Here is a 19656-nt window from a genome sequence, read left to right as displayed (position 1 = left end):
GATGTGAGCCAGACCACACGGATTGCCTGACCACTGGTCAGGCCACAGTGCCTCCGGCGGGTCTAGAAAATATCCGGTACCTGCGGTACTGTCTGGACATTGCAGGTCCAAATGTAAACCTCGTTGGGGAGGCTTGGAATGGACAGGACGCGAATGGTCCGGCGTTGGCGACGCAACATGGAAGTGCGCGACGACGCCGAATACGTGAACATGCTTGCCACACTGTCCGAGGGGTCGGTGCGGCGAAACTTCAATCCCTACACCGACATCGACTGGGAGTCACCGGAATTCGCGGTGACGGAGAACGACCCGCGGTGGATCCTGCCAATGACCGACCCGCTGGGGCGGCATCCCTGGTACCAGGCCCAGTCCGATGAGCGCAAGATCAAGATCGGCATGTGGCGCCAGGCTAACGTGGCCAAGGTGGGGCTGCACTTCGAGTCGATCCTGATCCGCGGCCTGATGAACTACACGTTCTGGGTGCCCAACGGGTCGCCCGAATACCGCTATTGCCTGCACGAATCGGTCGAAGAGTGCAACCACACCATGATGTTCCAGGAGATGGTGAACCGCATCGGCGCGGACGTCCCGGGCATGCCGCGGATGCTCAAGTGGCTCTCGCCGCTGGTTCCGCTGGTCGCCGGCCCGTTGCCGGTGGCGTTCTTCATCGGCGTGCTCGCCGGCGAGGAGCCGATCGACCACACGCAGAAAAACGTTCTGCGCGAAGGCAAGTCGTTGCACCCGATCATGGAACGGGTGATGGCGATTCACGTGGCCGAGGAGGCGCGGCACATCTCGTTCGCGCACGAGTTCCTGCGCAGGCGGTTGCCGGAGCTGACCCAGCGGCAGCGGTTCTGGACGGCGCTGTACCTGCCGCTGACCATGAAGATGCTGTGCCGCGCAATCGTGGTGCCGCCCAAGGCTTTCTGGCGCGAATTCGACATTCCGCGCGAGGTCAAGAAGGAACTATTCTTCCGGTCGCCGGAGTCGCGCAAGTGGCTCAGTGACATGTTCGGTGATGTGCGGATGCTGGCTTACGACACCGGCCTGATGGAGACGCGGTCCGCGCGGCTGATGTGGCGCCTCTGCAAGATCAACGGCAAGCCGTCGCGCTACCGCAGCGAGCCGCAGCGCCAGCACCTGGCCGCCGCGCCGGCCGCATAGGTTTTCGGAGTTCTATGCCGCACGTCATTACCCAGTCGTGTTGCAACGACGGGTCCTGTGTTTTCGCGTGTCCGGTGAACTGCATCCACCCGTCGCCGGACGAGCCGGGGTTCGCCACCGCGGAGATGCTCTACATCGATCCGGTGGCGTGCGTGGACTGCGGCGCGTGCGTGAGCGCGTGCCCGGTCGGCGCGATCGCGCCCGACACCCGGCTGGACACCAAGCAGCTGCCGTTCGTGGAGATCAACGCGTCGTTCTACCCGGAGCGGCCCGCGGGTGAGAAGCTGCCGCCCACCTCGAAGCTGGCCCCGGTGATCCCCGCGGCCGAGGTGCGCGCCCGCCGTCGGCCGTTGACCGTGGCCATCGTGGGCTCGGGCCCCGCCGCCATGTATGCCGCCGACGAGTTGCTCACCCAACACGGCGTGCGGGTCAACGTTTTTGAGAAGCTGCCGACGCCCTACGGGCTGGTGCGCGCCGGCGTGGCGCCCGACCACCAGAACACCAAAAGGGTCACCCGGCTGTTCGACCGGATATCCGGCCATCGGCACTTCCGCTTCTACCTGAACGTCGAGATCGGTAGGCACCTGAGCCACGCGGACCTGCTGGCCCACCATCACGCGGTGCTGTACGCGGTGGGGGCGCCCGACGATCGTCGCCTGGGCATCGACGGCATGGGTCTGCCCGGCACCGGGACGGCCACCGAGTTCGTCGCGTGGCTCAACGGGCATCCCGAGTTCACCGACCTGCCAGTCGATCTCGGTCAGGAACGGGTGGTGATCATCGGCAACGGCAACGTCGCCCTCGATGTGGCCCGCGTCCTCACGGCCGACCCCGACGACCTGGCCCGCACCGACATCTCCGACCATGCGCTCGAGGCGTTGCGGCGCTCCGCGGTGCGCGAGGTGGTGATCGCCGCCCGGCGCGGCCCGGCCCACTCGGCCTTCACCCTGCCCGAGCTGATCGGGCTCACCGGCGCATCCGAGGTCGTGCTCGACGCGGGCGACCATCGGCGGGTGGCTAGCGATCTGGCCGCCGCGTCGGACCCGCTGACCAAGAGCAAGCTGGAGATCCTGAGCAAACTCGGCGACGCCGCGGCGCCCACATCCCGCCGGCGAATCCGGCTGGCCTACGAGCTGACGCCGCAACGCGTGCTCGGGGAGGCGCGCGTCACCGGCGTCGAGTTCACCGTCACCGGCACCGAGGAGCTGCGCCGGCTGGAAGCGGGCCTGGTGCTGACGTCGATCGGCTACCGCGGCAAGGAGATTCGTGGGCTTCCGTTCGACGAGTCGGCGGCCGTGGTGCCCAACGACGGCGGCCGCGTCGTGGACCCCGGCTCCGGCCGTCCGGTGCCCGGCGCCTACGTCGCCGGCTGGATCAAGCGCGGGCCGACGGGGTTCATCGGCACCAACAAGTCCTGCTCCCTGCAAACCGTCCAGGCGCTGGTGGCCGACTTCAACGCCGGCCGGCTGACCGACCCGGCCGCCGCGCCGGGCGCGCTGGACGAGCTGGTGCGCGGGCGTCAGCCCGACGTCGTCGACTCCGCGGGATGGCGGGCGATCGACGCCGCGGAAATCGAGCGTGGCGGCCACGACGGGCGGCCGCGCAACAAATTCACCGACGTCGCCGACATGCTCGCCGTCGCCGCGACCGCGCCGGCGCCGCCGCGGCGACGCCGGCTGCTGGCCCGGCTACTCGACTCTTAGCCCGGCTGCCCGGACATCGCGGCAGAGATCTCCTCCATGCTGACTTCGCGCACCGGCTGCCCCAGCGACCAGTGATGGCCGAACGGGTCGGCGACCACGCCGTAGCGGTCTCCCCAGAACTGGTCGTCGAGCGGAGCCACCACGGTGGCGCCCGCGTCCAGCGCCTGCTGGAACTTCGTGTCGACGTCGGTGACCGTCAGATGGATGGTGACAGGGGTGCCGCCCAGCGACTTGGGCGTCATCGACTTGCCGCCACACGTTTCGGGGAAGTCGTCGTTGAGCATGACGGTGGACCCGTTGATGTTCAGCGCGGCGTGGACCAGCCTGCCGTCGGGACCGGGCACCCGACCCAACTCGACGGCGCCAAAGGCCTTGACGTAGAAGTCGATCGCAGCGGCGGCGTTGTCGACGACGAGGTGCGGGGACAGTGCGGGCTCGACGTTGATTGCCATGGTTTTCTCCTTGTTGTCGGTCTCCCGTGCCAACCCCGGCGTGGGCCGGCACACGGTTATTGACTCGTCCCGCGACGCAAAATCATCGGAGCGTCGCGGCACGCGCCCATTCAATCGCCGGGCACCGACAACTAACGCACGCGAGCGTGACCACAGCGCGAAATGTTGGGCCGAAATTCGCGGTGTGGTTACACCGCGCGCGGATCAGGCGTGGGTGAGAACCCGGTCCCAGCCCTCGACGGCTTCCGGGCTGCGCGGGCCCGGTCCCACATAGATGGCCGAGGGGCGGACCAGCTTGCCGAGCCGCTTCTGCTCGAGGATGTGGGCGCACCACCCCGCGGTGCGTCCGCAGGTGAACATCGCCGGCATCATGTTGGCCGGCACCCGGGCGAAGTCCAGGATGACCGCGGCCCAGAACTCGACGTTGGTCTCGATGGCGCGGTCCGGGCGCCGCTCGCGCAGTTCCGCCAGCGCGGCCTGCTCCAGCGCGACGGCGACCTCGTGGCGCGGGGCGCCCAGCCGTTCCGCGGCCGCCCGCAGCACCCGCGCCCGCGGGTCCTCGGCGCGGTAAACGCGGTGGCCGAACCCCATCAGCTTGTCGCCGCGGTCCAGGATCGACTTGACCAGGCCGCGGGCGTCGCCGGTGCGCTCGACCTCTTCGATCATCGGCAGCACCCGCGCGGGGGCCCCACCGTGCAGCGGGCCGCTCATCGCGCCGATCGCGCCCGACAGCGAGGCCGCGACGTCCGCGCCGGTCGAGGCGATCACCCGCGCGGTGAACGTCGAGGCGTTCATGCCATGCTCGGCGGCCGACACCCAGTAGGCGTCAATGGCCTCGACGTGCCTGGGGTCGGGTTCACCCTGCCAGCGCGTCATGAATCGCGCTGTGACGGTTGGGCATTCGTCGATGACACGCTGCGGCACGGCGGGCTGGTAGATGCCGCGGGCCGACTGTGCGACATAGGAGAGGGCCATCACCGAGGCCCGGGCCAGCTGATCGCGGGCGGTGGCGTCGTCGGTGTCCAGCAGTGGCTTGTAGCCCCAGATCGGCGCCAGCATCGCCAGGCCCGCCTGCACGTCGACCCGCACGTCGCCGGTGTGGATCGGCAGCGGGAAGGGCTCTGCGGGCGGCAGCCCGTGCCCGAACTTGCCGTCGACCAGCAGGCCCCACACGTCGCCGAACGTGACCTGCTGAGTCACCAGGTCCTCGATGTCCACGCCGCGGTAACGCAGCGCGCCGCCGTCTTTATCCGGCTCGGCAATTTCGGTGGTGAACGCCACCACGCCCTCGAGGCCGGGGACAAAGTTCTCGGGCACAGTCATAGGAGAAATTCTCGCACCCCACCGCCGGGCGGATGCTACCGGCCGGTAGCAACCCCCGGTAGCGTTGGCGTAATGGCAGGACCGGCCCCCGGAGCAGGTTCCGAGACGGGGCGAGAACACCTCGAGAGAATGCGCGTGGAGTACGGGTCGGTCGAAAAAGACGGCAGCCCGGACCTGGACGAGGACTGGCTGGCCGACGGGTGGCTCGCGCTGTTCCGCCGGTGGCTCGACGATGCCGAGCGCGCCGGCGTGGCCGAGCCCAACGCCATGGTGCTGGCAACCGTCGCCGACGGCAGGCCGGTCAGCCGAGCGGTGTTGTGCAAGAGCGCCGATGAGACCGGAATCACTTTCTTCACCAACTACGACTCCGACAAGGGCGCCGAGCTGGCCGCGACGCCGTACGCGTCGGCGACCTTCCCCTGGTTCCTGCTGGGACGGCAGATCCACATCCGCGGGCCGGTGACCAAGGTGGACCCGCAGGTGACGCGGGACTACTGGTCGATGCGGCCGCGCGGCTCCCAACTGGGGGCCTGGGCGTCACACCAATCGCGCCCGATCCCGTCGCGTGTGGCGCTGCTGGACCAGCTCGCCGAGGTCACCGCGCGCTTCGCCGACTCCGAATCCGTCCCGGTGCCGCCCAACTGGGGCGGCTACCTCATCGCGCCCGAGGTGGTCGAATTCTGGCAGGGCCGGGAAAACCGGGTGCACAACCGGATTCGCGTCACCGACGCCCGGATCGAGCGCCTTCAGCCCTGAACCCGCGCCGCGCCGCTGTCTGCGACCGGCCCGGCTATGACACCCGTCACGTCCCAAATTCACCGCCGCTTAACCGGCCGATGGCCGCCAGACCGGCGGACCCGACCCCGCGCAGGCGCGCCGTCCCGATAACGACTACCTTCAGCTATAAGCACCGAGTCAGGGCAGCTAAGCCAGCCAGAGCGCAAAGGGGTTCTCGTGGCCGACACCGACGACACCGCAACTCTGAAGTACCCAGGGGGCGAGATCGACCTTGAGGTCGTGCAAGCCACTGAAGGAGCCGACGGGATTGCGCTCGGCCCCCTGCTGTCCAAGACCGGTTACACGACGTTCGACAACGGCTTCGTCAACACCGCCTCGTGCAAGAGCTCGATCACCTATATCGACGGCGACGCCGGCATCCTGCGCTACCGCGGCTACCCGATCGAGCAGCTCGCCGAGAAGTCGACCTTCATCGAGGTGAGCTACCTGCTCATCTACGGCGAGCTGCCGACCAAGGAGCAGCTCGACGAGTTCACCAGCCGGATCCAGCGGCACACCATGCTGCACGAGGATCTGAAGCGCTTCTTCGACGGCTTCCCGCCCAACGCCCACCCGATGCCGGTGTTGTCCAGCGTGGTGAACGCGTTGAGCTCCTACTACCCGGACGCGCTCGACCCGATGGACAACGGTCAGGTCGAGCTGTCGACCACCCGGCTGCTGGCGAAGCTGCCTACGATCGCCGCCTACGCCTACAAGAAGTCGATCGGGCAGCCCTTCCTCTACCCGGACAATTCGCTGAGCCTGGTGGAGAACTTCCTGCGGATGACGTTCGGGCTGCCGGCCGAGCCGTACCACGCCGACCCCGAAATCGTGCGGGCGCTGGACATGCTGTTCATCCTGCACGCCGACCACGAGCAGAACTGCTCCACGTCGACGGTGCGGCTGGTGGGCTCGTCGCGCGCCAACCTGTTCACCTCCATCTCCGGCGGCATCAACGCGCTGTGGGGGCCGCTGCACGGCGGCGCCAACCAGGCGGTGCTGGAGATGCTCGAGCAGATCCGCGAGAGCGGTGACGACGTCGGCGAATTTGTCCGCAAGGTGAAGAACCGCGAAGCCGGCGTCAAACTGATGGGCTTCGGCCACCGCGTCTACAAGAACTACGACCCGCGGGCGCGCATCGTCAAGGAACAGGCCGACAAGATCCTGGGCAAGCTGGGCGGCGACGACTCGCTGCTCGACATCGCGAAGGAACTCGAAGAGGCCGCGCTCACCGACGACTACTTCGTCGAACGCAAGCTCTACCCGAACGTCGACTTCTACACCGGCCTGATCTACCGGGCGCTCGGCTTCCCGACCCGGATGTTCACGGTGCTGTTCGCGCTGGGCCGGCTGCCCGGCTGGATCGCGCACTGGCGTGAGATGCACGACGAGGGCGACAGCAAGATCGGCCGCCCGCGCCAGATCTACACCGGGTACACCGAGCGCGACTACGCCACCATCAACGAGCGCTAGCCAAACCGGCTAAAGCGAGGCCAGCACCGCCATCGCGGCGTTGTGGCCGCCGATGCCCGACACCGCCCCGCCGCGGCGGGCGCCCGAGCCGCACAACATGATTCGATCGTGCGCCGTGGCGACCCCCCAGCGCCGCGCCGGCGTGTCCAGCGGGTCGTCGTCGTCGGCGAACGGCCACGCCAGCCCGCCGTGGAAGATGTTGCCCGCAGTCATCCCCAGCTTGCGGTGCAAGTCCAGGGTGGTCGTCGTCTCGAGGCACGGCCGGCCCTGCGCATCGGTCATCAGGACATCCTGAATCGGCTCCGCCAGAACGGAATTCAGCGACGCCAGCACCGATTCCGTCAATCGGTCGCGCAGGGCGCCGGAGTAGCTGCCGTCGAACAGCGAGTGGGGGGTATGCAGGCCGAACACCGTCATCGTGTGGGCGCCCGACCGGACCAGCTCCGCCGACAAGATGCTCGGATCGGTCAGCGAATGGCAATAGGCTTCGCAGGGCAGCGGATTCGGGATGTGCCCGCCGACCGCGCGCGAATACGCGCTGCCCAGCTGGGTCCAGGTCTCGTTCGCGTGGAACGTCCCGGCGAACGCCTGCTCGGGCGTGACGGCGTCGTCGCGCAGCCGGGGCAGGCGGCGCAGCACCATGTTCACCTTGACCTGCGCGCCCTGGTCCGGGGGCGCCGGCCGCTCGCCGAGCAGGCCGGCCAGGACCGTCGGTGTGACGCCCGCCAGCACGAACCGGCCGCGCACCGCGTGCTCTTTGTCGCCGCAGCGGTAGCGCACCAGACCCTCGGAATCGACCGCGAAAACGTCTGCGCCGGTCAGGATTTCGGCGCCGTGGCCGGAGGCGGCCGACGCCAGGGCCGCGGTCAGCGCACCCATCCCGCCCACGGGGACGTTCCAGTCACCGGTTCCGCCACCGAGCACGTGGTAGAGGAAGCAGACGTTCTGCCGCAGTGCGGGGTCGTCGAGGGGGGCGAAGGTGCCGATCAGCGCGTCGGTCGCGATGACCCCGCGAACCACGTCGTTGCCCACCGCGTCGGTGATGGCGCGGCCGATCGGCTCGTCGACCATGGCCCGCCATGCCGCCGGCGCGGCGGGATCGCCGCCGTCGACGACGTGCCGGCGGGCCTGCTCGCGGGTGCGCAGCGGCTCGAGCAGCGTCGGCCAGAGCCGTTCGGTCACCACCCGGCAGCGCTGGTAAAAGGCCGCGAAACGGTCCTCGTCCTCCGCGGCGCCGATGGCGCCGAACGTCCCGGGGCGCCCGACCAGCAGCCCGCTGCGCCCCCCGGTTCCGGGATCCGGCGTGTAGGACGAATACGGCCGGCGGGCCAGTCGCACCGCGGCGCCCAGGTCGTCGACGATGCGGGCCGGCAGCAGGCTGACCAGGTAGGAGTACCGCGACAACCGAACCCCCACCCCGTCGAAGGCCTGCGCCGAAACCGCGGCCCCGCCGAGCTCATCCAGCCGCTCCAGCAACCGCACCCGAAGACCCGCCCGGGCCAGATAGCCGGCCGCGACCAGCCCATTGTGGCCGCCGCCGACGACTACGGCATCGAAGGCGTCGGCGTCGCTCAGCTCAGGTAGCCCTCGACCTCGTCGGGCGGGCGCACCTGCGCCTCACGCGGGTCGCCCCCGGTTTCGCGCAGCGCGCGGCGCTGCCGCAGCAGGTCCCAGCACTGGTCGAGCTCGACTTCGACCCGACGCAGGCGATCCTGCTCCTCCGACGTGCTGATTTCGCCCTGCTGCAGCTGCGACCGCAGGGTTTTCTCCTCGTCGACGAGGCCGCGGATGTAAGCCAGGGTTTCGCTGTCGGTCGGTTTTCTGCCGTTTCCCATCGCTCCAGTGTGCCCGACCTGGCCAGCGCCGCCGCGCCGAATCGGTAGGCTGCATATCGCCTGCAAAACGAAAGTGCGGGTGACTAATGACCAAGGGGGCAATGGTGGGGTTAGGGGTGGATTTGCGGCATGCGCCCGCAGATACCGACTTGGAGCCGGATCCGGAATTAGAGCGGCACTCGATCGGCCTTCCGTGGATGATTGCTGTCATGGTTATTCCGTTGCTGATTGCGGCAATCGGTTACGGTGCGTTCGAGCGACCCCGATCCGCTCATGGCCCGGCCGGTGCGGCGCCGACGAGCAGGACCGCCGCCCCGAAGCTGACGTTGGCGCCGCTCTCAATTACCCGCAACGGCAATACCGTTACCGTCAGCGGGGATTTCCCCGACGACTCCTCGAAAGCCGCGTTGCTCAGGGCGCTTAATGGGGCGCTGCCGCCGGGCGCCAACATCGTTGATCAAATGCGCATCAATCCCAATATCGACGCGCTCGACTTCGCAAAAGCCGGACCATTTTTCAAAGACAGCGCCCCGATTCCCGATTTCAGTCTCACGGTGAGCGGGGACACCATCACCTTCGCGGGCACCGCCGCATCGCAAGACCAAAACAACACCGTCCACCTCGAGGCGGTGCGCATCTGGTCCAATCTCAACGTCATTGACAAGTTGGTGATCAGCGGGCAGAACCCGCCGGGTGCGGCGCCGGCCGCCGCGCAGTGCAACGATCTGCAGGTGGCGATCACCGCCGTGACCGGTGGCCCGATTACGTTCGCAAACGACGGGGTCAGCCTGACCCCGGCCGACGAGCCGATACTGACCCAGGTGTCGGACAAGCTCAAGGTGTGTCCGGCCGCGCATGTGACGCTCAACGGCTACGCCGACAATTCGGGCGTCGAGGCGATCAACATTCCGTTGAGCACCCAGCGGGCTCAAAAGGTCGCCGATTTCCTTGTTGCCCATGGCGTCGCAGGCCCTCAGCTGATCGTTAAGGGCCTCGGTTCGGCAAACCCCGTCGCGTCCAACGACACGGCGGAGGGCCGGGCCAAGAACCGCCGCGTCGAAATCGTTGTCAGTTAAGGAGATCCGGCATGGATTTTGTGATCCAGTGGTTGTGGTACCTCCTCGCTTTCGTGGCGGGCTCGGCCGTTGCGCGGGTGATCGCCAACATCATGAACAAACGCGTCGACGTTGACGAAGTCCCCGCCGCCTCGGCGGGTCGCGGGATAGGCAGGGAGCGATGAGCCACATGCACTGGTTGCTCTTCGGCCTGTCGTTCGTGATGGGTTTGGTGTTGACGCTCGCGCTCACGGTGCGCCCCGTCAAACGTTCGATGGCGGCGGCGGCGCCGGCGGGGGCGTCGGCCGCCGCTGCGGACATCGAGCACGAGCCCCCGACGACGAGGATTCCGGCCCCCTACGAGTTCTTCGCGATCGATGTCCCCGCCGACGACGACCCGCTGACGACGACGATCCCCGTCGAACAGGAAACGCCGACAACGAAGATCCCGGTCGAGGAAGAACCGCCGACGACAAAGATTCCGGTCGAGGAGCAGCCGACGATGGCGATTCCGGTGGAGCCGGAGCCGCCGATGGCGGAGCCTCGCGTCGCGAAAGAGCCGTCGCCGGTCTTGGACCTCCTCGCAACGCGTGAACGACCGACGACATTCATTCCGGCTGAGCCCGAGCCGCCGGCCGCGCGGGCTCCCGTCGTGGACGAGTCGTCGGCCGCGGAGGTACCCGTCGCGGAAGAACCGCCGGCCGCTGAGGTCCCCGTCGCGGAAGAGTCGCCGGTCACGGAGCTTCCCGCGGAGCAAGAACAACCGACGACATTCATTCCGGTTGAGCCCGAGCCGCCGGCCGCGCAGGCTCCCGTCGTGGACGAGTCGTCGGCCGCGGAGGTACCCGTCGCGGAAGAACCGCCGGTCACGGATCCCTATGCGGAGGAAGAACAACCGACGACATTCATTCCGGTTGAGCCCGAGCCGTCGGCCGCGGAGCCTCCCGTCGCGGACGAGCCGCCGGTCGCGGATCTTCCCGCGGAGGAAGAACAACCGACGACATTCATTCCGGTTGAGCCCGAGCCGTCGGCCGCGGATGCTCCCGTCGCGGACGAGCCGTCGGCTGCGGAGCCACCAGTCGAGCAAGAGCCGCCGGCGGCGGAGCTCTCCAGCGCGGATGAGCGGCCGGCCGATGAGCTGGCGAATGAGTCGGCGGCCGTGGGACATTCCGACGCGGAAGAACCGGTGGCGGCGGCGGAGCCTTCCGTCCCGGAGGAGCCTGCGACAACTCCCGAGACGAAAAAGCCCCCCAGGCCCAGGTTCTCGTTCATCAAGAGGTTCCTGGCCAAGAGGGCGGCCGCCAACGAAGCCAAGGCCGAACGCCCGGCCCCGAAGAAGGCCCCGGCGAAGAAGGCGCGCCCGCCCGCCAAAGGCGCACCGGCGAACAGGGTTCCGGGCATGCGGAAGGCGCCGCCGCGAAAAGTCCCACCGGGCAAGAAGATTCCACCCGGCAAGCGGCCTCCGGGCGCCAAGGGGCGCCCGGTGAAAAAGGCGCCCACCGGCATGCGGCCGCCGCCGAAGAAGCTGCCGACCGCCGCGGAGTCACCAAGCTCGTGGAAGCCCGTCCTGCCGTATGAGCCCTACGGCCCGGGCTCGGCCCGCGCCACCCCGGACGGCGGCGGACCGGCGGGGTGGCTGGTGAAGGGTCGTTCGGACACCCGGCTGTACTACACGCCCGAAGACGAGACCTACGACCCGACGGTCGCCCAGGTTTGGTTCAAGGACGAAGAGTCCGCGGCGCGCGCCTGTTTCACGCCGTGGCGGAAGAGCTCGAGGAAGTAACCCGCGGACGAACGCGGAGTTGTTGCGCCAGAATGGCGTAATTTCGCGCAACAACTCGACGCTCGGCGCAGCGTTAACTCGGCGCGGGGATGCGCAGCAGGAGCCGGGCGCCGCCCAATGGGCTGTCCTCCAGCGACGCCGTCCCGCCGTGCAGGTGGGCCTGCTGGGCCACCAGGGCCAGCCCCAGGCCCGAGCCGGAATGCGAGGCGGTCGACCCCCGCGAGAACCGCTCGAACACCACGTGTCGCTCTTCCTCCGGAACGCCGCTGCCGTTGTCGTCGACCGCGATTTCCACCCCGGCCCGCGAGCTGACCGCCGACAGCTGAACCCGGGTCGCGCCACCGTGTTTGACGGCGTTGGCGATCGCGTTGTCGACCGCGAGCCGCAACCCGGCCGGCAGCCCCACGATGATGCACGTCGGCGAAGGCACCAGCGACACTTCGAGTTCCGGGTAGACCCGCATGGCGTCGTGCGCGGCGCGGTCCAGCAGCTCGGTGATGTCGACGGGCACCTGATCGTCCGAGGTGGACAGCTGGCCCTGGGCCAATCGCTCCAGCGCGCTCAGGGTGGCCTCGATGCGCGACTGGGTGCGGATGACGTCGTTGAGCACTTCCTTGCGCTGGTCGTCGGCCAGGTCGAGGGTGGACAGCACCTCGAGGTTGGTGCGCATCGCGGTGAGCGGGGTGCGCAGCTCGTGGGAGGACACCGCCGCGAAGTCGCGTGCGGATTCGAGCGCCTCCTTGGTCCGGTTCTGCTCGTCCCAGATCCGCTGCAGCATGCCCCGCATCGCCTCGGCGATCTCGACGGCCTCGCTGGCGCCGTGCACTTCGACGCGCGGCGCCTCGTCTCCGGCGTCGATCAAACGGGTCTGCTGGGCAAGCTGTTTGAACGGGCGCACCGCGAAAACGGCCAGAAGCCACGCGAACACCGCGGCCGCGCCGATGGCGAATCCGCAGATCAGCATCACCCGGCGGTGCAGGTTGTTGGTCTCGGCGATGGTCGCGTCGTACGTCGCGCCGACCGCCAGCGAACTCGGCCCGGGCCCGGGAATTTCCACCGTCCGGACCCGGTAACGCACCCCGTTGACGTAGGCGTCGCCATAGTCGACGTCCAGCTTGGGCAGCGTGACGTCGGAATTCGACTTGACCAGGTTGCCGCGGCGGATCGTCATGATGGCGTCGCGGTCGTTGGGCGAATGTGGGATTTCGTCGAGGCCGCGCGGCAGGAAGGGGATCGCGAAACCGGCCGCCTCGTCGAGCCGTCGGTCGAGGCGTTCCTTGCGGTCGTTGGTGATCCCGACCCAGACCACCGCGCCGACGATGAGCACCGGAATCGCGGCGCCGATGGCCGTCGCGAGCACCACCCGGGTCCGCAGTGAGGGCGTACGGGCGAAAATCCGCGACAGGATCTTCATGACGGTCTACCTGTTCAGTGCATGGTTACTGCATTCGCAGCACGAACCCGACTCCGCGGACGGTGTGCAGCAGCCGCGGGCCGCCGTTTGCCTCCAGCTTGCGCCGCAGGTAGCCGATGAACACGTCGACGACGTTGGTGTCGGCGGCGAAGTCATACCCCCACACCAGCTCCAACAACTGCGCGCGGGACAGCACCGCCGTCTTGTGTTCGGCCAGCACCGCCAGCAGGTCGAACTCCCGCTTGGTCAGGTCGACGTCGACGCCGTTCACCCGCGCGCGACGGCCGGGGATGTCGACCTCCAGGGGACCGACGGTGATGGTCTCCGACGACGACGTCGCGGTGGCGCCGCGGCGGCGCAGCAGCGCCTTGACCCGTGCGACCAGCTCGGCCAGCACGAACGGCTTGACCAGGTAGTCGTCGGCGCCCGCCTCCAGGCCCGCCACCCGGTCGTCGACCGAGCTGCGCGCGCTGAGCACACAGACCGGCACGTCGTTGTCCATGGCCCGCAGCGCCGTGACGACGCTGACGCCGTCCAGGACGGGCATGTTGATGTCGAGCACGATGGCGTCCGGGCGCGTCTCGGTGGCGCTGCGCAAGGCCTCGGCGCCGTCGACCGCCGTCGACACCTCGAACCCGGACAGGCGCAGGCCACGTTCCAGCGAGGCGAGCACGTCGGAGTCATCGTCGACGACCAACACCCGAGGCGAGGTGGCACCAGTGTCCATGCGGCCCATTGTGCCGGATCGCTGCTTTCGGCGGTGGGAGGCGCGACTTGGCGCCGGCAGACGCAAAAGCCCCTAAAGCGGCCCCGATTAGGGACTTTTGCGTCCACTCGCCGCGCTCAACGGCGCCCGAGGCCGCTCAGCTGCACCGCGAGCTGCCGTCGCACGCCGGGGACGCGCGCGGCCAGCAGCATTGTCGAGTTGCGGATCGGGCGCAGCGGGCGCGGCAGGGTGGAGATGCGGGTCAGCCGCCCGGTCAGTTTCAGGACCTGCTCGGCCCGCTGGCGCTGCGCGGCGGCGTAGGCGTCCAGCGCGGCGTCGGAACCCCCGCGCAGGACCTCCGCGAGCGCGCCGCCCAACGAGATCGCGTCGGCGATACCGAGATTCATGCCCTGGCCGCCGGCGGGGCTGTGCACGTGGGCGGCGTCGCCGGCCAGCAGCAGCCGGCCCGCGCGGTAGCTGTCGGCGACGCGGTGGTGGATGTGAAACCGCGTGCCCCACAGCAACTCGGTGACCTTCAACTCGCCGGGCCCGAAGCCCCGGGTGTCCAGCAGGTCCTGGACGAATTCCACCGACGGTTCCTTCGGCGCGTCCGCGACCGGGGCGACGATGCGGAAGATGTCGCCGGGCAGCGGCGCCAGCACGTTCAGGCCCTCCCGGGCGTAGAACAGGATCACCTCGGCGCGGGGCGCCTCCCCGGCCAGCCGGACGTCGGCGAGCGCGAACGATTCGCCGAATTCGCCTCCGCTGAAACCGATTCCGGCGTGTTCGCGGACCGTGCTGTGCATGCCGTCGGCCCCGACGACATAGCGGGCCCGGATGGTCTCGCCGTCGTCGAAAGTGGCGGTGACGCCGTCGGCGTCCTGGGCGAGGCGGCTCAAGGCCTTGGGCCGGATCACCGCGCCGCCCAGTTCGCGCAGGCGCTCCAACAGCAGCCGTTCGGTGTCGGCCTGCGAGAGCATCAGCGTGTAGGGATGCTTCGTCGGCAACTCGCTGAAGTCGACGGGCATCAGGACGCGCCGGCCCTGCCGGATCGTGAATCGCGGCGCGATCAGCCCCGCTTTGACCATTCGCGGGGCCACGTCGAGATCCTCCAGCACCTCGAGGGTGCGGGCATTGACCGCGGCCGCGCGGGTGGTGTTCTGCCCCTCCGCCAGCCTGTCCACCAGGACCGCGCGCATCCCGCGGGCAATCAGGGAAGCGCCTAGCGCGAGGCCGGTGGGTCCCGCGCCGACCACCAGGACGTCGGTGTCGTTCATGGTTGGCTCCTCTCGTTTCAAGTCAACGCTTGTTGGCATAACTCCATGCTGGCGCGCCGGTGCGGCAATGTCAACAGTTGTTGGCCTACAATTGTTGACATGAGGAGATCGTCCGAAGAAACCAAGGCCGCCATCCTGACGGCGGCCCGCGAGCGATTTGGCGCGTCCGGGTTCCAGGCCGCGACCATCCGCGCCATCGCCGCCGACGCTGGCGTCGACCCCGCGATGGTGATGCGCTACTACGGCAGCAAGGACAAGCTGTTCGCAGCGGCGGCCGACTTCGACCTGAGATTTCCGGACTTGGCCTCGGCCGACCGGACGCAGGTCGGGCGATCGGTGGTTCGCCACTTCCTCGAACGCTGGGAGGGCGACGAGGCGCTGGTCATCCTGCTGCGCTCCAGCGCCACCAACGGCGAAGCCGCCCAACGGATGCAGGAGATCTTCGGGGCCCAGCTGCAGCCGCTGGTCGCCACCCTGGTGCCCGCCGGGCAGTCCGGTGTGCGGGCCGGGCTGATCGCCACCCAGATCCTCGGTATGGCCCTGTGCCGCTTCGTGTTACGGCTGCCCCCGGTCGTCGAGATGACGCGCGACGAGATCGTCGACTGGCTCGGCCCGACGATCCAGCGCTACCTCGGTCTGCCCGACGAGGGCGCTGCGGCTTAAGCGTCGCGGGGCAGTCCGATGCCGCGGTAGCGCCGCAGGCGCGCGTCCAATCGCTCGGCCGGCGCCGTCTCGCGCAGCGCCCGTACCTCGGCGGCGATGGCGCGCGACAGCCGTTGGCTGAACTCGACCGGCTCGTCGGCGGCGTCGGGATGCTCGGGCACGATGGCGTCGACGATTCCCGACGCCAGCAGGTCGGCCGACCGAATCCCTTGCGCGCCGGCAAGTTCGGGCGCGTGGGCGGTGTCGCGGAAGACGATCGCGCTGGCCCCCTCCGGCGGCAGCGGCGCCAGCCAGCCGTGCAGCGCCGCCAGCACCCGGTCGGCGGGCACCATCGCCAGCGCCGGTCCGCCGCTGCCCTGACCCAACAGGACCGACACCGTCGGCGTCTCCAGCGTGACGAGCTCGGCGACGCACTGGGCGATCTGGCCGGCCAGCCCGCCCTCCTCGGCCTCGGCCGACAGCGCCGGTCCGGCGGCGTCGATCAGCAGCACCAGCGGCAGGCGCAGTTCGGCGGCCAGGGCCATGCCGCGCCGGGCCTCGCGCAGCGCCGCGGGCCCGACGATTCCGCCCGTGACGCGCTGCTGGCCGAGGACCACGGCGGGCTGGCCGTTGAAGCGGGCCAGCGCCAGCAGCGTGGTCGCCGCCTCCCCGCGGCCCGTGCCGGACAGCAGCACGCAGTCGGTGGCGCCGTGCCGCAGCAGGGCGCCGACACCGGGCCGGTCCGGCCGCCGGGACGCCACGACGGAGTCCCACGCCGGCACCTCGGGCGTCGGCTCGGGGGGCTCCGGGCCGGGCAGCGGCTCGGGCGGGTGGGCGATCACCCGCAGCGCGCGATCCACGGTGCGGCGCAGGTCCTCGAGCGGGACGACGCCGTCGATCACGCCGTGGCGCTGCAGGTTTTCCGCCGTCTGAATGCCGGCCGGGAAGGGTTCGCCGTAAAGCAGCTCATACACCCGGGGCCCCAGAAAGCCGATCAGGGCGCCCGGCTCGGCGACGGTGATGTGGCCCAGCGACCCCCAGGAGGCGAACACCCCGCCGGTGGTCGGGTGGCGCAGGTAGACCAGGTAGGGCAGGTGCGCGCGCTTGTGCAGGGTGACGGCCGCCGCGATCTTGACCATCTGCAGGAACGCGACCGTGCCCTCCTGCATGCGGGTGCCGCCGGAGCTCGGCGAGGCCAGCAGAGGCAGCCGCTCGGCGGTCGCCCGCTCCACGGCGGCGGTGATCCGCTCGGCCGCGGCCACCCCGATCGAGCCGCCGAGGAAGTCGAACTCACACACCACCACCGCCACGCGGCGTCCGGATATGCGGCCCTCGCCGGTGAGCACCGCTTCGTCCAGGCCGGTGGCGGCGCGCGCGTCGGCCAGCTCCCGCGCATAGGAATCCGAGACGGGAACCGCCATCGGCTCGGTGTCCCAGCTGACGAAGGAGCCCTCGTCGAGCACGGCATCCAGCAGCTGTCCGGTCGTGGTGCGAGTCACCAAACGAGGCTATATAGGCTGGGTTAATGATCGGCGTGACCCAGACCGAAGCCGTTATGACCATCGAGCTGCAGCGCCCCGAGCGTCGCAACGCCCTGAATTCCCAGCTCGTCGACGAACTGCGGGAGGCCATCGCCAAGGCCGGCGACGACGGGTCGACCCGCGCGATCGTGCTGACCGGCCAGGGCACCGTGTTCTGCGCCGGCGCGGACCTGTCCGGGGACGCGTTCGCCGCCGACTATCCCGACCGGCTCATCGAGCTGCACAAGGTCATGGACGCGGCGCCCATCGTGGTGATCGGAGCCATCAACGGCCCGGCCATCGGCGCCGGTTTGCAACTGGCCATGCAATGCGATCTGCGGGTCGCCGCGCCGGACGCGTTCTTTCAGTTTCCGACCGCCAAATACGGCCTGGCCCTGGACAACTGGAGCATCCGTCGGCTGTCCTCGCTGGTCGGTCACGGACGGGCCCGCGCGATGCTGCTGACCGCGGAGAAGCTCACCACCGAGGTGGCGCTGCAGACGGGAATGGTCAACCGCATCGGGACGCTGGCCGACGCCCAGGCCTGGGCCGCCGAGGTCGCGGGCCTGGCGCCGCTGGCGGTCCAGCACGCCAAGCGGGTGCTCAACGACGACGGCGCCATTCAGGAAGCGTGGCCGGAGCACAAGGAGCTCTTCGACCGGGCGTGGGCCAGCCAGGACGTCATCGAGGCGCAGGTCGCGCGCATCGAAAAGCGACCACCGAAGTTTCAGGGAGCCTGACAGTCATGCCGCGGGGGGCGCTACGACTGGCCGCCGGCACGGCCTCGCTGGCGGCCGGCAGTTGGTTGGTGCGCGCCCTGCACGGCGCCCCGGCCGCGCTCGGCGCGTCGCCGGCGGCGATCCGGGCCGTTGCTGAGGCATCGCCCAACTACTCCGACGGGGAGTTCGTCAACCTCGACCCCGCCTCGATCTACAAGATGGACCGCGAGGAGTTGCGGCTCATCGTGTGGGAGCTCTTGGCCGGGCGAGGCGGCAGCCGGCCCAAAGGGCCGATCCCGTTGGCGGCGCCGGAAATCTACGACGGCGCCGCCAGCAGGCTGGCCGTCAGCTGGTTCGGCCACTCGACGGCGCTGGTGGAGATCGACGGTTACCGCGTGCTCACCGATCCGGTCTGGAGCGACCGATGCTCGCCGTCGGACATCGTCGGGCCGCAGCGGCTGCATCCGCCGCCGGTGCAATTGGAGGGGCTACCCGCCGTCGATGCGGTGGTCATCAGCCACGACCACTATGACCACCTCGACATCGACACGGTCATGGCGCTGGCACACACCCAGCGGGCCCCATTTTTCGTGCCGCTCGGGGTCGGCGCCCACCTGCGCGCGTGGGGAATTCCCGAGCACCGCATCGTCGAACTCGACTGGCATCAGGGCGCCAAGCTCGACGAGCTCACCGTGATTTGCATGCCGGCGCGGCACTTTTCCGGTCGCTTCTTCGACCGCAATACGACCCTCTGGGCTTCCTGGGCCTTTCTGGGCCCGAGCCATCGCGCGTATTTCGGCGGCGACACCGGCTACACCAAGAGCTTCGCGCAGATCGGGGCCGACCACGGCCCGTTCGACCTCACCCTGCTGCCCATCGGGGCGTACAACACGGCATGGCCGGACATCCACATGAATCCCGAAGAGGCGGTGCGGGCGCACCTGGACGTGACCGACTCGGGCTCGGGGCTGCTGGTCCCCATCCACTGGGGGACGTTCCGGCTGGCCCCGCACCCGTGGGCCGAGCCGGTCGAGCGGGTGCTGAAGGCGGCCGAGCCCGCGCACGTGGAGGTGGCGGTGCCGGTGCCTGGCCAACGCATCGATCCCGCCGCGCCCCGCAGGTTCAACCCGTGGTGGCGGCTCTGATTCACGAGCCGTTCGGCTCGGCCGGCTGGTTGCGCTCGTAGACGGTCACCCAGTCGTGTTGGCCCCACCATTGGACAGGCTGACGGGAATCGACTGTGGCCCAATCTATCTCGAGTATGCGGTGCATCTGATCATCGCCGGTGGCGCCGCCCCGGGCGTCGCCGGCGTAGATCACGCGACCGCCTCGGTATGCCCGTAGGATGCGCGCGCCGACGTCCTCGTCATGGGGCGGCCACGAAAGAAACAGCGTCCTGTCGGGGTGCAGTGCCACCGCTTCCGTGCAATCCTTCGCGCAGATCCCGGCGTAGGACCGGTCGCCATGCCACCGATCGCTCCCGGCGTTCAGGTCATAACAGACGACATCGACGCCCAGCTGCCCGAGCAGGTAGGCCCAATAACCCGTGCCCGCGATCGGATCGACCAGGCCACCGGTGGCGTGCTCGGCCACGAACGCCACGGTTCCGGGGTCCGGAATGGTCCAGCAGTACTGTTTGACGAGCCGCTGCCGGTTGGGGGTGCGGGCGATGGTCTCCTCGACGCTTCGGTCCAAACGGTATTCACCGACGACCGGGTTCCCCCGGAAACTGTCGGCCTCGACGCGATCCTTGACCGCCTCCCAGTAGGGATTGTCGATGTCGAAATACCTTTCCGTGCCCTTCCTGTGAATA

Annotated in this window: 19 protein-coding genes and 1 pseudogene; 11 read left to right on the top strand and 9 right to left on the bottom strand. The window is 69.2% G+C overall.

What is annotated here, in order from left to right:
* Nucleotides 1-138: 138 nt before the first annotated feature.
* Both AWB89_RS00155 and AWB89_RS00150 read left to right on the top strand, forming a co-directional pair.
* Nucleotides 139-1164: an AurF N-oxygenase family protein gene (locus AWB89_RS00155; RefSeq protein WP_085093402.1), complete on the top strand. Its 1026-nt coding sequence runs from the start codon at nucleotides 139-141 to the stop codon at nucleotides 1162-1164.
* A gap of 14 nt (nucleotides 1165-1178) precedes the next feature.
* Nucleotides 1179-2867, top strand: coding sequence for an FAD-dependent oxidoreductase (locus AWB89_RS00150; protein WP_085171081.1), 1689 nt, complete (start codon nucleotides 1179-1181; stop codon nucleotides 2865-2867).
* On the opposite strand, the gene AWB89_RS00145 is transcribed toward AWB89_RS00150, so the two are convergent.
* Together AWB89_RS00145 and AWB89_RS00140 are read right to left on the bottom strand one after the other, a co-directional pair.
* Nucleotides 2864-3319: a VOC family protein gene (locus AWB89_RS00145; protein WP_085171121.1), complete on the bottom strand. Its 456-nt coding sequence runs from the start codon at nucleotides 3317-3319 to the stop codon at nucleotides 2864-2866. The genes AWB89_RS00150 and AWB89_RS00145 overlap by 4 nt on opposite strands.
* A 204-nt stretch (nucleotides 3320-3523) precedes the next feature.
* Nucleotides 3524-4642, bottom strand: coding sequence for a citrate synthase 2 (locus tag AWB89_RS00140; RefSeq protein ID WP_085093406.1), 1119 nt, complete (start codon nucleotides 4640-4642; stop codon nucleotides 3524-3526).
* 72 nt (nucleotides 4643-4714) lie between these two features.
* On the opposite strand from AWB89_RS00140, the gene pdxH reads away from it, so the two are divergent.
* Together pdxH and AWB89_RS00130 are read left to right on the top strand one after the other, a co-directional pair.
* A complete protein-coding gene (gene pdxH / locus AWB89_RS00135; protein ID WP_372515131.1) occupies nucleotides 4715-5398 on the top strand; it encodes a pyridoxamine 5'-phosphate oxidase in 684 nt (227 codons plus the stop codon).
* A gap of 198 nt (nucleotides 5399-5596) precedes the next feature.
* On the top strand, nucleotides 5597-6892 hold the full coding sequence (locus AWB89_RS00130; protein ID WP_085171079.1) for a citrate synthase: 1296 nt from the start codon (nucleotides 5597-5599) through the stop codon (nucleotides 6890-6892).
* 9 nt (nucleotides 6893-6901) lie between these two features.
* On the opposite strand, the gene AWB89_RS00125 is transcribed toward AWB89_RS00130, so the two are convergent.
* Both AWB89_RS00125 and AWB89_RS00120 read right to left on the bottom strand, forming a co-directional pair.
* Nucleotides 6902-8467, bottom strand: coding sequence for a phytoene desaturase family protein (locus AWB89_RS00125; protein WP_085171078.1), 1566 nt, complete (start codon nucleotides 8465-8467; stop codon nucleotides 6902-6904).
* Nucleotides 8464-8727: a DUF2630 family protein gene (locus tag AWB89_RS00120; RefSeq protein ID WP_085093412.1), complete on the bottom strand. Its 264-nt coding sequence runs from the start codon at nucleotides 8725-8727 to the stop codon at nucleotides 8464-8466. The genes AWB89_RS00125 and AWB89_RS00120 overlap by 4 nt, the downstream gene beginning before the upstream one ends.
* A gap of 104 nt (nucleotides 8728-8831) precedes the next feature.
* Here AWB89_RS00120 and arfA point away from each other — a divergent pair, with 104 nt between their 5' ends.
* The 4 genes and pseudogenes from arfA to arfC (AWB89_RS28530) all read left to right on the top strand — a co-directional run bounded on the left by arfA (nucleotide 8832) and on the right by arfC (AWB89_RS28530) (nucleotide 11565).
* Nucleotides 8832-9803: a channel-forming protein ArfA/OmpATb gene (gene arfA, locus AWB89_RS00115; protein WP_372515136.1), complete on the top strand. Its 972-nt coding sequence runs from the start codon at nucleotides 8832-8834 to the stop codon at nucleotides 9801-9803.
* An 11-nt stretch (nucleotides 9804-9814) separates the two neighbouring features.
* Complete coding sequence (arfB, locus tag AWB89_RS27445) at nucleotides 9815-9967, top strand: channel accessory protein ArfB (RefSeq protein ID WP_169716573.1); 153 nt, start codon at nucleotides 9815-9817, stop codon at nucleotides 9965-9967.
* Nucleotides 9964-10050 (top strand): annotated as a pseudogene (gene arfC, locus AWB89_RS28535) (channel accessory protein ArfC); the annotation flags it as partial. The gene arfB and the pseudogene arfC (AWB89_RS28535), both read left to right, overlap by 4 nt.
* 6 nt (nucleotides 10051-10056) lie before the next feature.
* A complete protein-coding gene (arfC, locus tag AWB89_RS28530) occupies nucleotides 10057-11565 on the top strand; it encodes a channel accessory protein ArfC, sunset domain variant (protein WP_443677811.1) in 1509 nt (502 codons plus the stop codon).
* A 73-nt stretch (nucleotides 11566-11638) separates the two neighbouring features.
* On the opposite strand, the gene AWB89_RS00105 is transcribed toward arfC (AWB89_RS28530), so the two are convergent.
* From AWB89_RS00105 to AWB89_RS00095, 3 genes are all read right to left on the bottom strand, one after another.
* Nucleotides 11639-12979 (bottom strand): HAMP domain-containing sensor histidine kinase, encoded by a 1341-nt coding sequence (locus tag AWB89_RS00105; RefSeq protein ID WP_085093418.1) that lies wholly within the window; start codon nucleotides 12977-12979, stop codon nucleotides 11639-11641.
* A 25-nt stretch (nucleotides 12980-13004) separates the two neighbouring features.
* A complete protein-coding gene (gene prrA, locus AWB89_RS00100) occupies nucleotides 13005-13715 on the bottom strand; it encodes a two-component system response regulator PrrA (RefSeq protein ID WP_139830445.1) in 711 nt (236 codons plus the stop codon).
* Between the two features lie 107 nt (nucleotides 13716-13822).
* A complete protein-coding gene (locus AWB89_RS00095) occupies nucleotides 13823-14962 on the bottom strand; it encodes an FAD-dependent monooxygenase (protein WP_085171075.1) in 1140 nt (379 codons plus the stop codon).
* 99 nt (nucleotides 14963-15061) lie between these two features.
* Between AWB89_RS00095 and AWB89_RS00090 the strand changes: the two genes are divergently transcribed.
* Nucleotides 15062-15625: a TetR/AcrR family transcriptional regulator gene (locus AWB89_RS00090; protein ID WP_085093422.1), complete on the top strand. Its 564-nt coding sequence runs from the start codon at nucleotides 15062-15064 to the stop codon at nucleotides 15623-15625.
* Here AWB89_RS00090 and AWB89_RS00085 read toward each other — a convergent pair.
* Nucleotides 15622-17103, bottom strand: coding sequence for an acetyl-coenzyme A carboxylase carboxyl transferase subunits beta/alpha (locus AWB89_RS00085; RefSeq protein WP_085171120.1), 1482 nt, complete (start codon nucleotides 17101-17103; stop codon nucleotides 15622-15624). The genes AWB89_RS00090 and AWB89_RS00085 overlap by 4 nt on opposite strands.
* A gap of 26 nt (nucleotides 17104-17129) precedes the next feature.
* Here AWB89_RS00085 and AWB89_RS00080 point away from each other — a divergent pair, with 26 nt between their 5' ends.
* Nucleotides 17130-17864: an enoyl-CoA hydratase gene (locus AWB89_RS00080; RefSeq protein WP_085171074.1), complete on the top strand. Its 735-nt coding sequence runs from the start codon at nucleotides 17130-17132 to the stop codon at nucleotides 17862-17864.
* 5 nt (nucleotides 17865-17869) lie between these two features.
* Complete coding sequence (locus AWB89_RS00075; RefSeq protein WP_085171073.1) at nucleotides 17870-18988, top strand: MBL fold metallo-hydrolase; 1119 nt, start codon at nucleotides 17870-17872, stop codon at nucleotides 18986-18988.
* Between the two features lies 1 nt (nucleotide 18989).
* Here AWB89_RS00075 and AWB89_RS00070 read toward each other — a convergent pair whose 3' ends face one another.
* Entirely contained in the window at nucleotides 18990-19538 is a 549-nt protein-coding gene (locus AWB89_RS00070; protein ID WP_085171072.1) for a hypothetical protein, read from the bottom strand.
* Nucleotides 19539-19656 lie beyond the last annotated feature (118 nt).

This window comes from Mycobacterium paraense (assembly GCF_002101815.1).
Lineage (GTDB): Bacteria > Actinomycetota > Actinomycetes > Mycobacteriales > Mycobacteriaceae > Mycobacterium > Mycobacterium paraense.
This window is presented reverse-complemented; position numbering and strand designations above follow the sequence as displayed.

Coding starts and splice junctions, on each gene's coding strand:
- AWB89_RS00155 (WP_085093402.1), top strand. CDS start 139: ATGGACAGGACGCGAATGGTCCGGCGTTGGCGACGCAACATGGAAGTG.
- AWB89_RS00150 (WP_085171081.1), top strand. CDS start 1,179: ATGCCGCACGTCATTACCCAGTCGTGTTGCAACGACGGGTCCTGTGTT.
- AWB89_RS00145 (WP_085171121.1), bottom strand. CDS start 3,319: ATGGCAATCAACGTCGAGCCCGCACTGTCCCCGCACCTCGTCGTCGAC.
- AWB89_RS00140 (WP_085093406.1), bottom strand. CDS start 4,642: ATGACTGTGCCCGAGAACTTTGTCCCCGGCCTCGAGGGCGTGGTGGCG.
- pdxH (WP_372515131.1), top strand. CDS start 4,715: ATGGCAGGACCGGCCCCCGGAGCAGGTTCCGAGACGGGGCGAGAACAC.
- AWB89_RS00120 (WP_085093412.1), bottom strand. CDS start 8,727: ATGGGAAACGGCAGAAAACCGACCGACAGCGAAACCCTGGCTTACATC.
- arfB (WP_169716573.1), top strand. CDS start 9,815: ATGGATTTTGTGATCCAGTGGTTGTGGTACCTCCTCGCTTTCGTGGCG.
- arfC (WP_443677811.1), top strand. CDS start 10,057: ATGGCGGCGGCGGCGCCGGCGGGGGCGTCGGCCGCCGCTGCGGACATC.
- AWB89_RS00105 (WP_085093418.1), bottom strand. CDS start 12,979: ATGAAGATCCTGTCGCGGATTTTCGCCCGTACGCCCTCACTGCGGACC.
- prrA (WP_139830445.1), bottom strand. CDS start 13,715: ATGGGCCGCATGGACACTGGTGCCACCTCGCCTCGGGTGTTGGTCGTC.
- AWB89_RS00095 (WP_085171075.1), bottom strand. CDS start 14,962: ATGAACGACACCGACGTCCTGGTGGTCGGCGCGGGACCCACCGGCCTC.
- AWB89_RS00090 (WP_085093422.1), top strand. CDS start 15,062: ATGAGGAGATCGTCCGAAGAAACCAAGGCCGCCATCCTGACGGCGGCC.
- AWB89_RS00080 (WP_085171074.1), top strand. CDS start 17,130: ATGATCGGCGTGACCCAGACCGAAGCCGTTATGACCATCGAGCTGCAG.
- AWB89_RS00075 (WP_085171073.1), top strand. CDS start 17,870: ATGCCGCGGGGGGCGCTACGACTGGCCGCCGGCACGGCCTCGCTGGCG.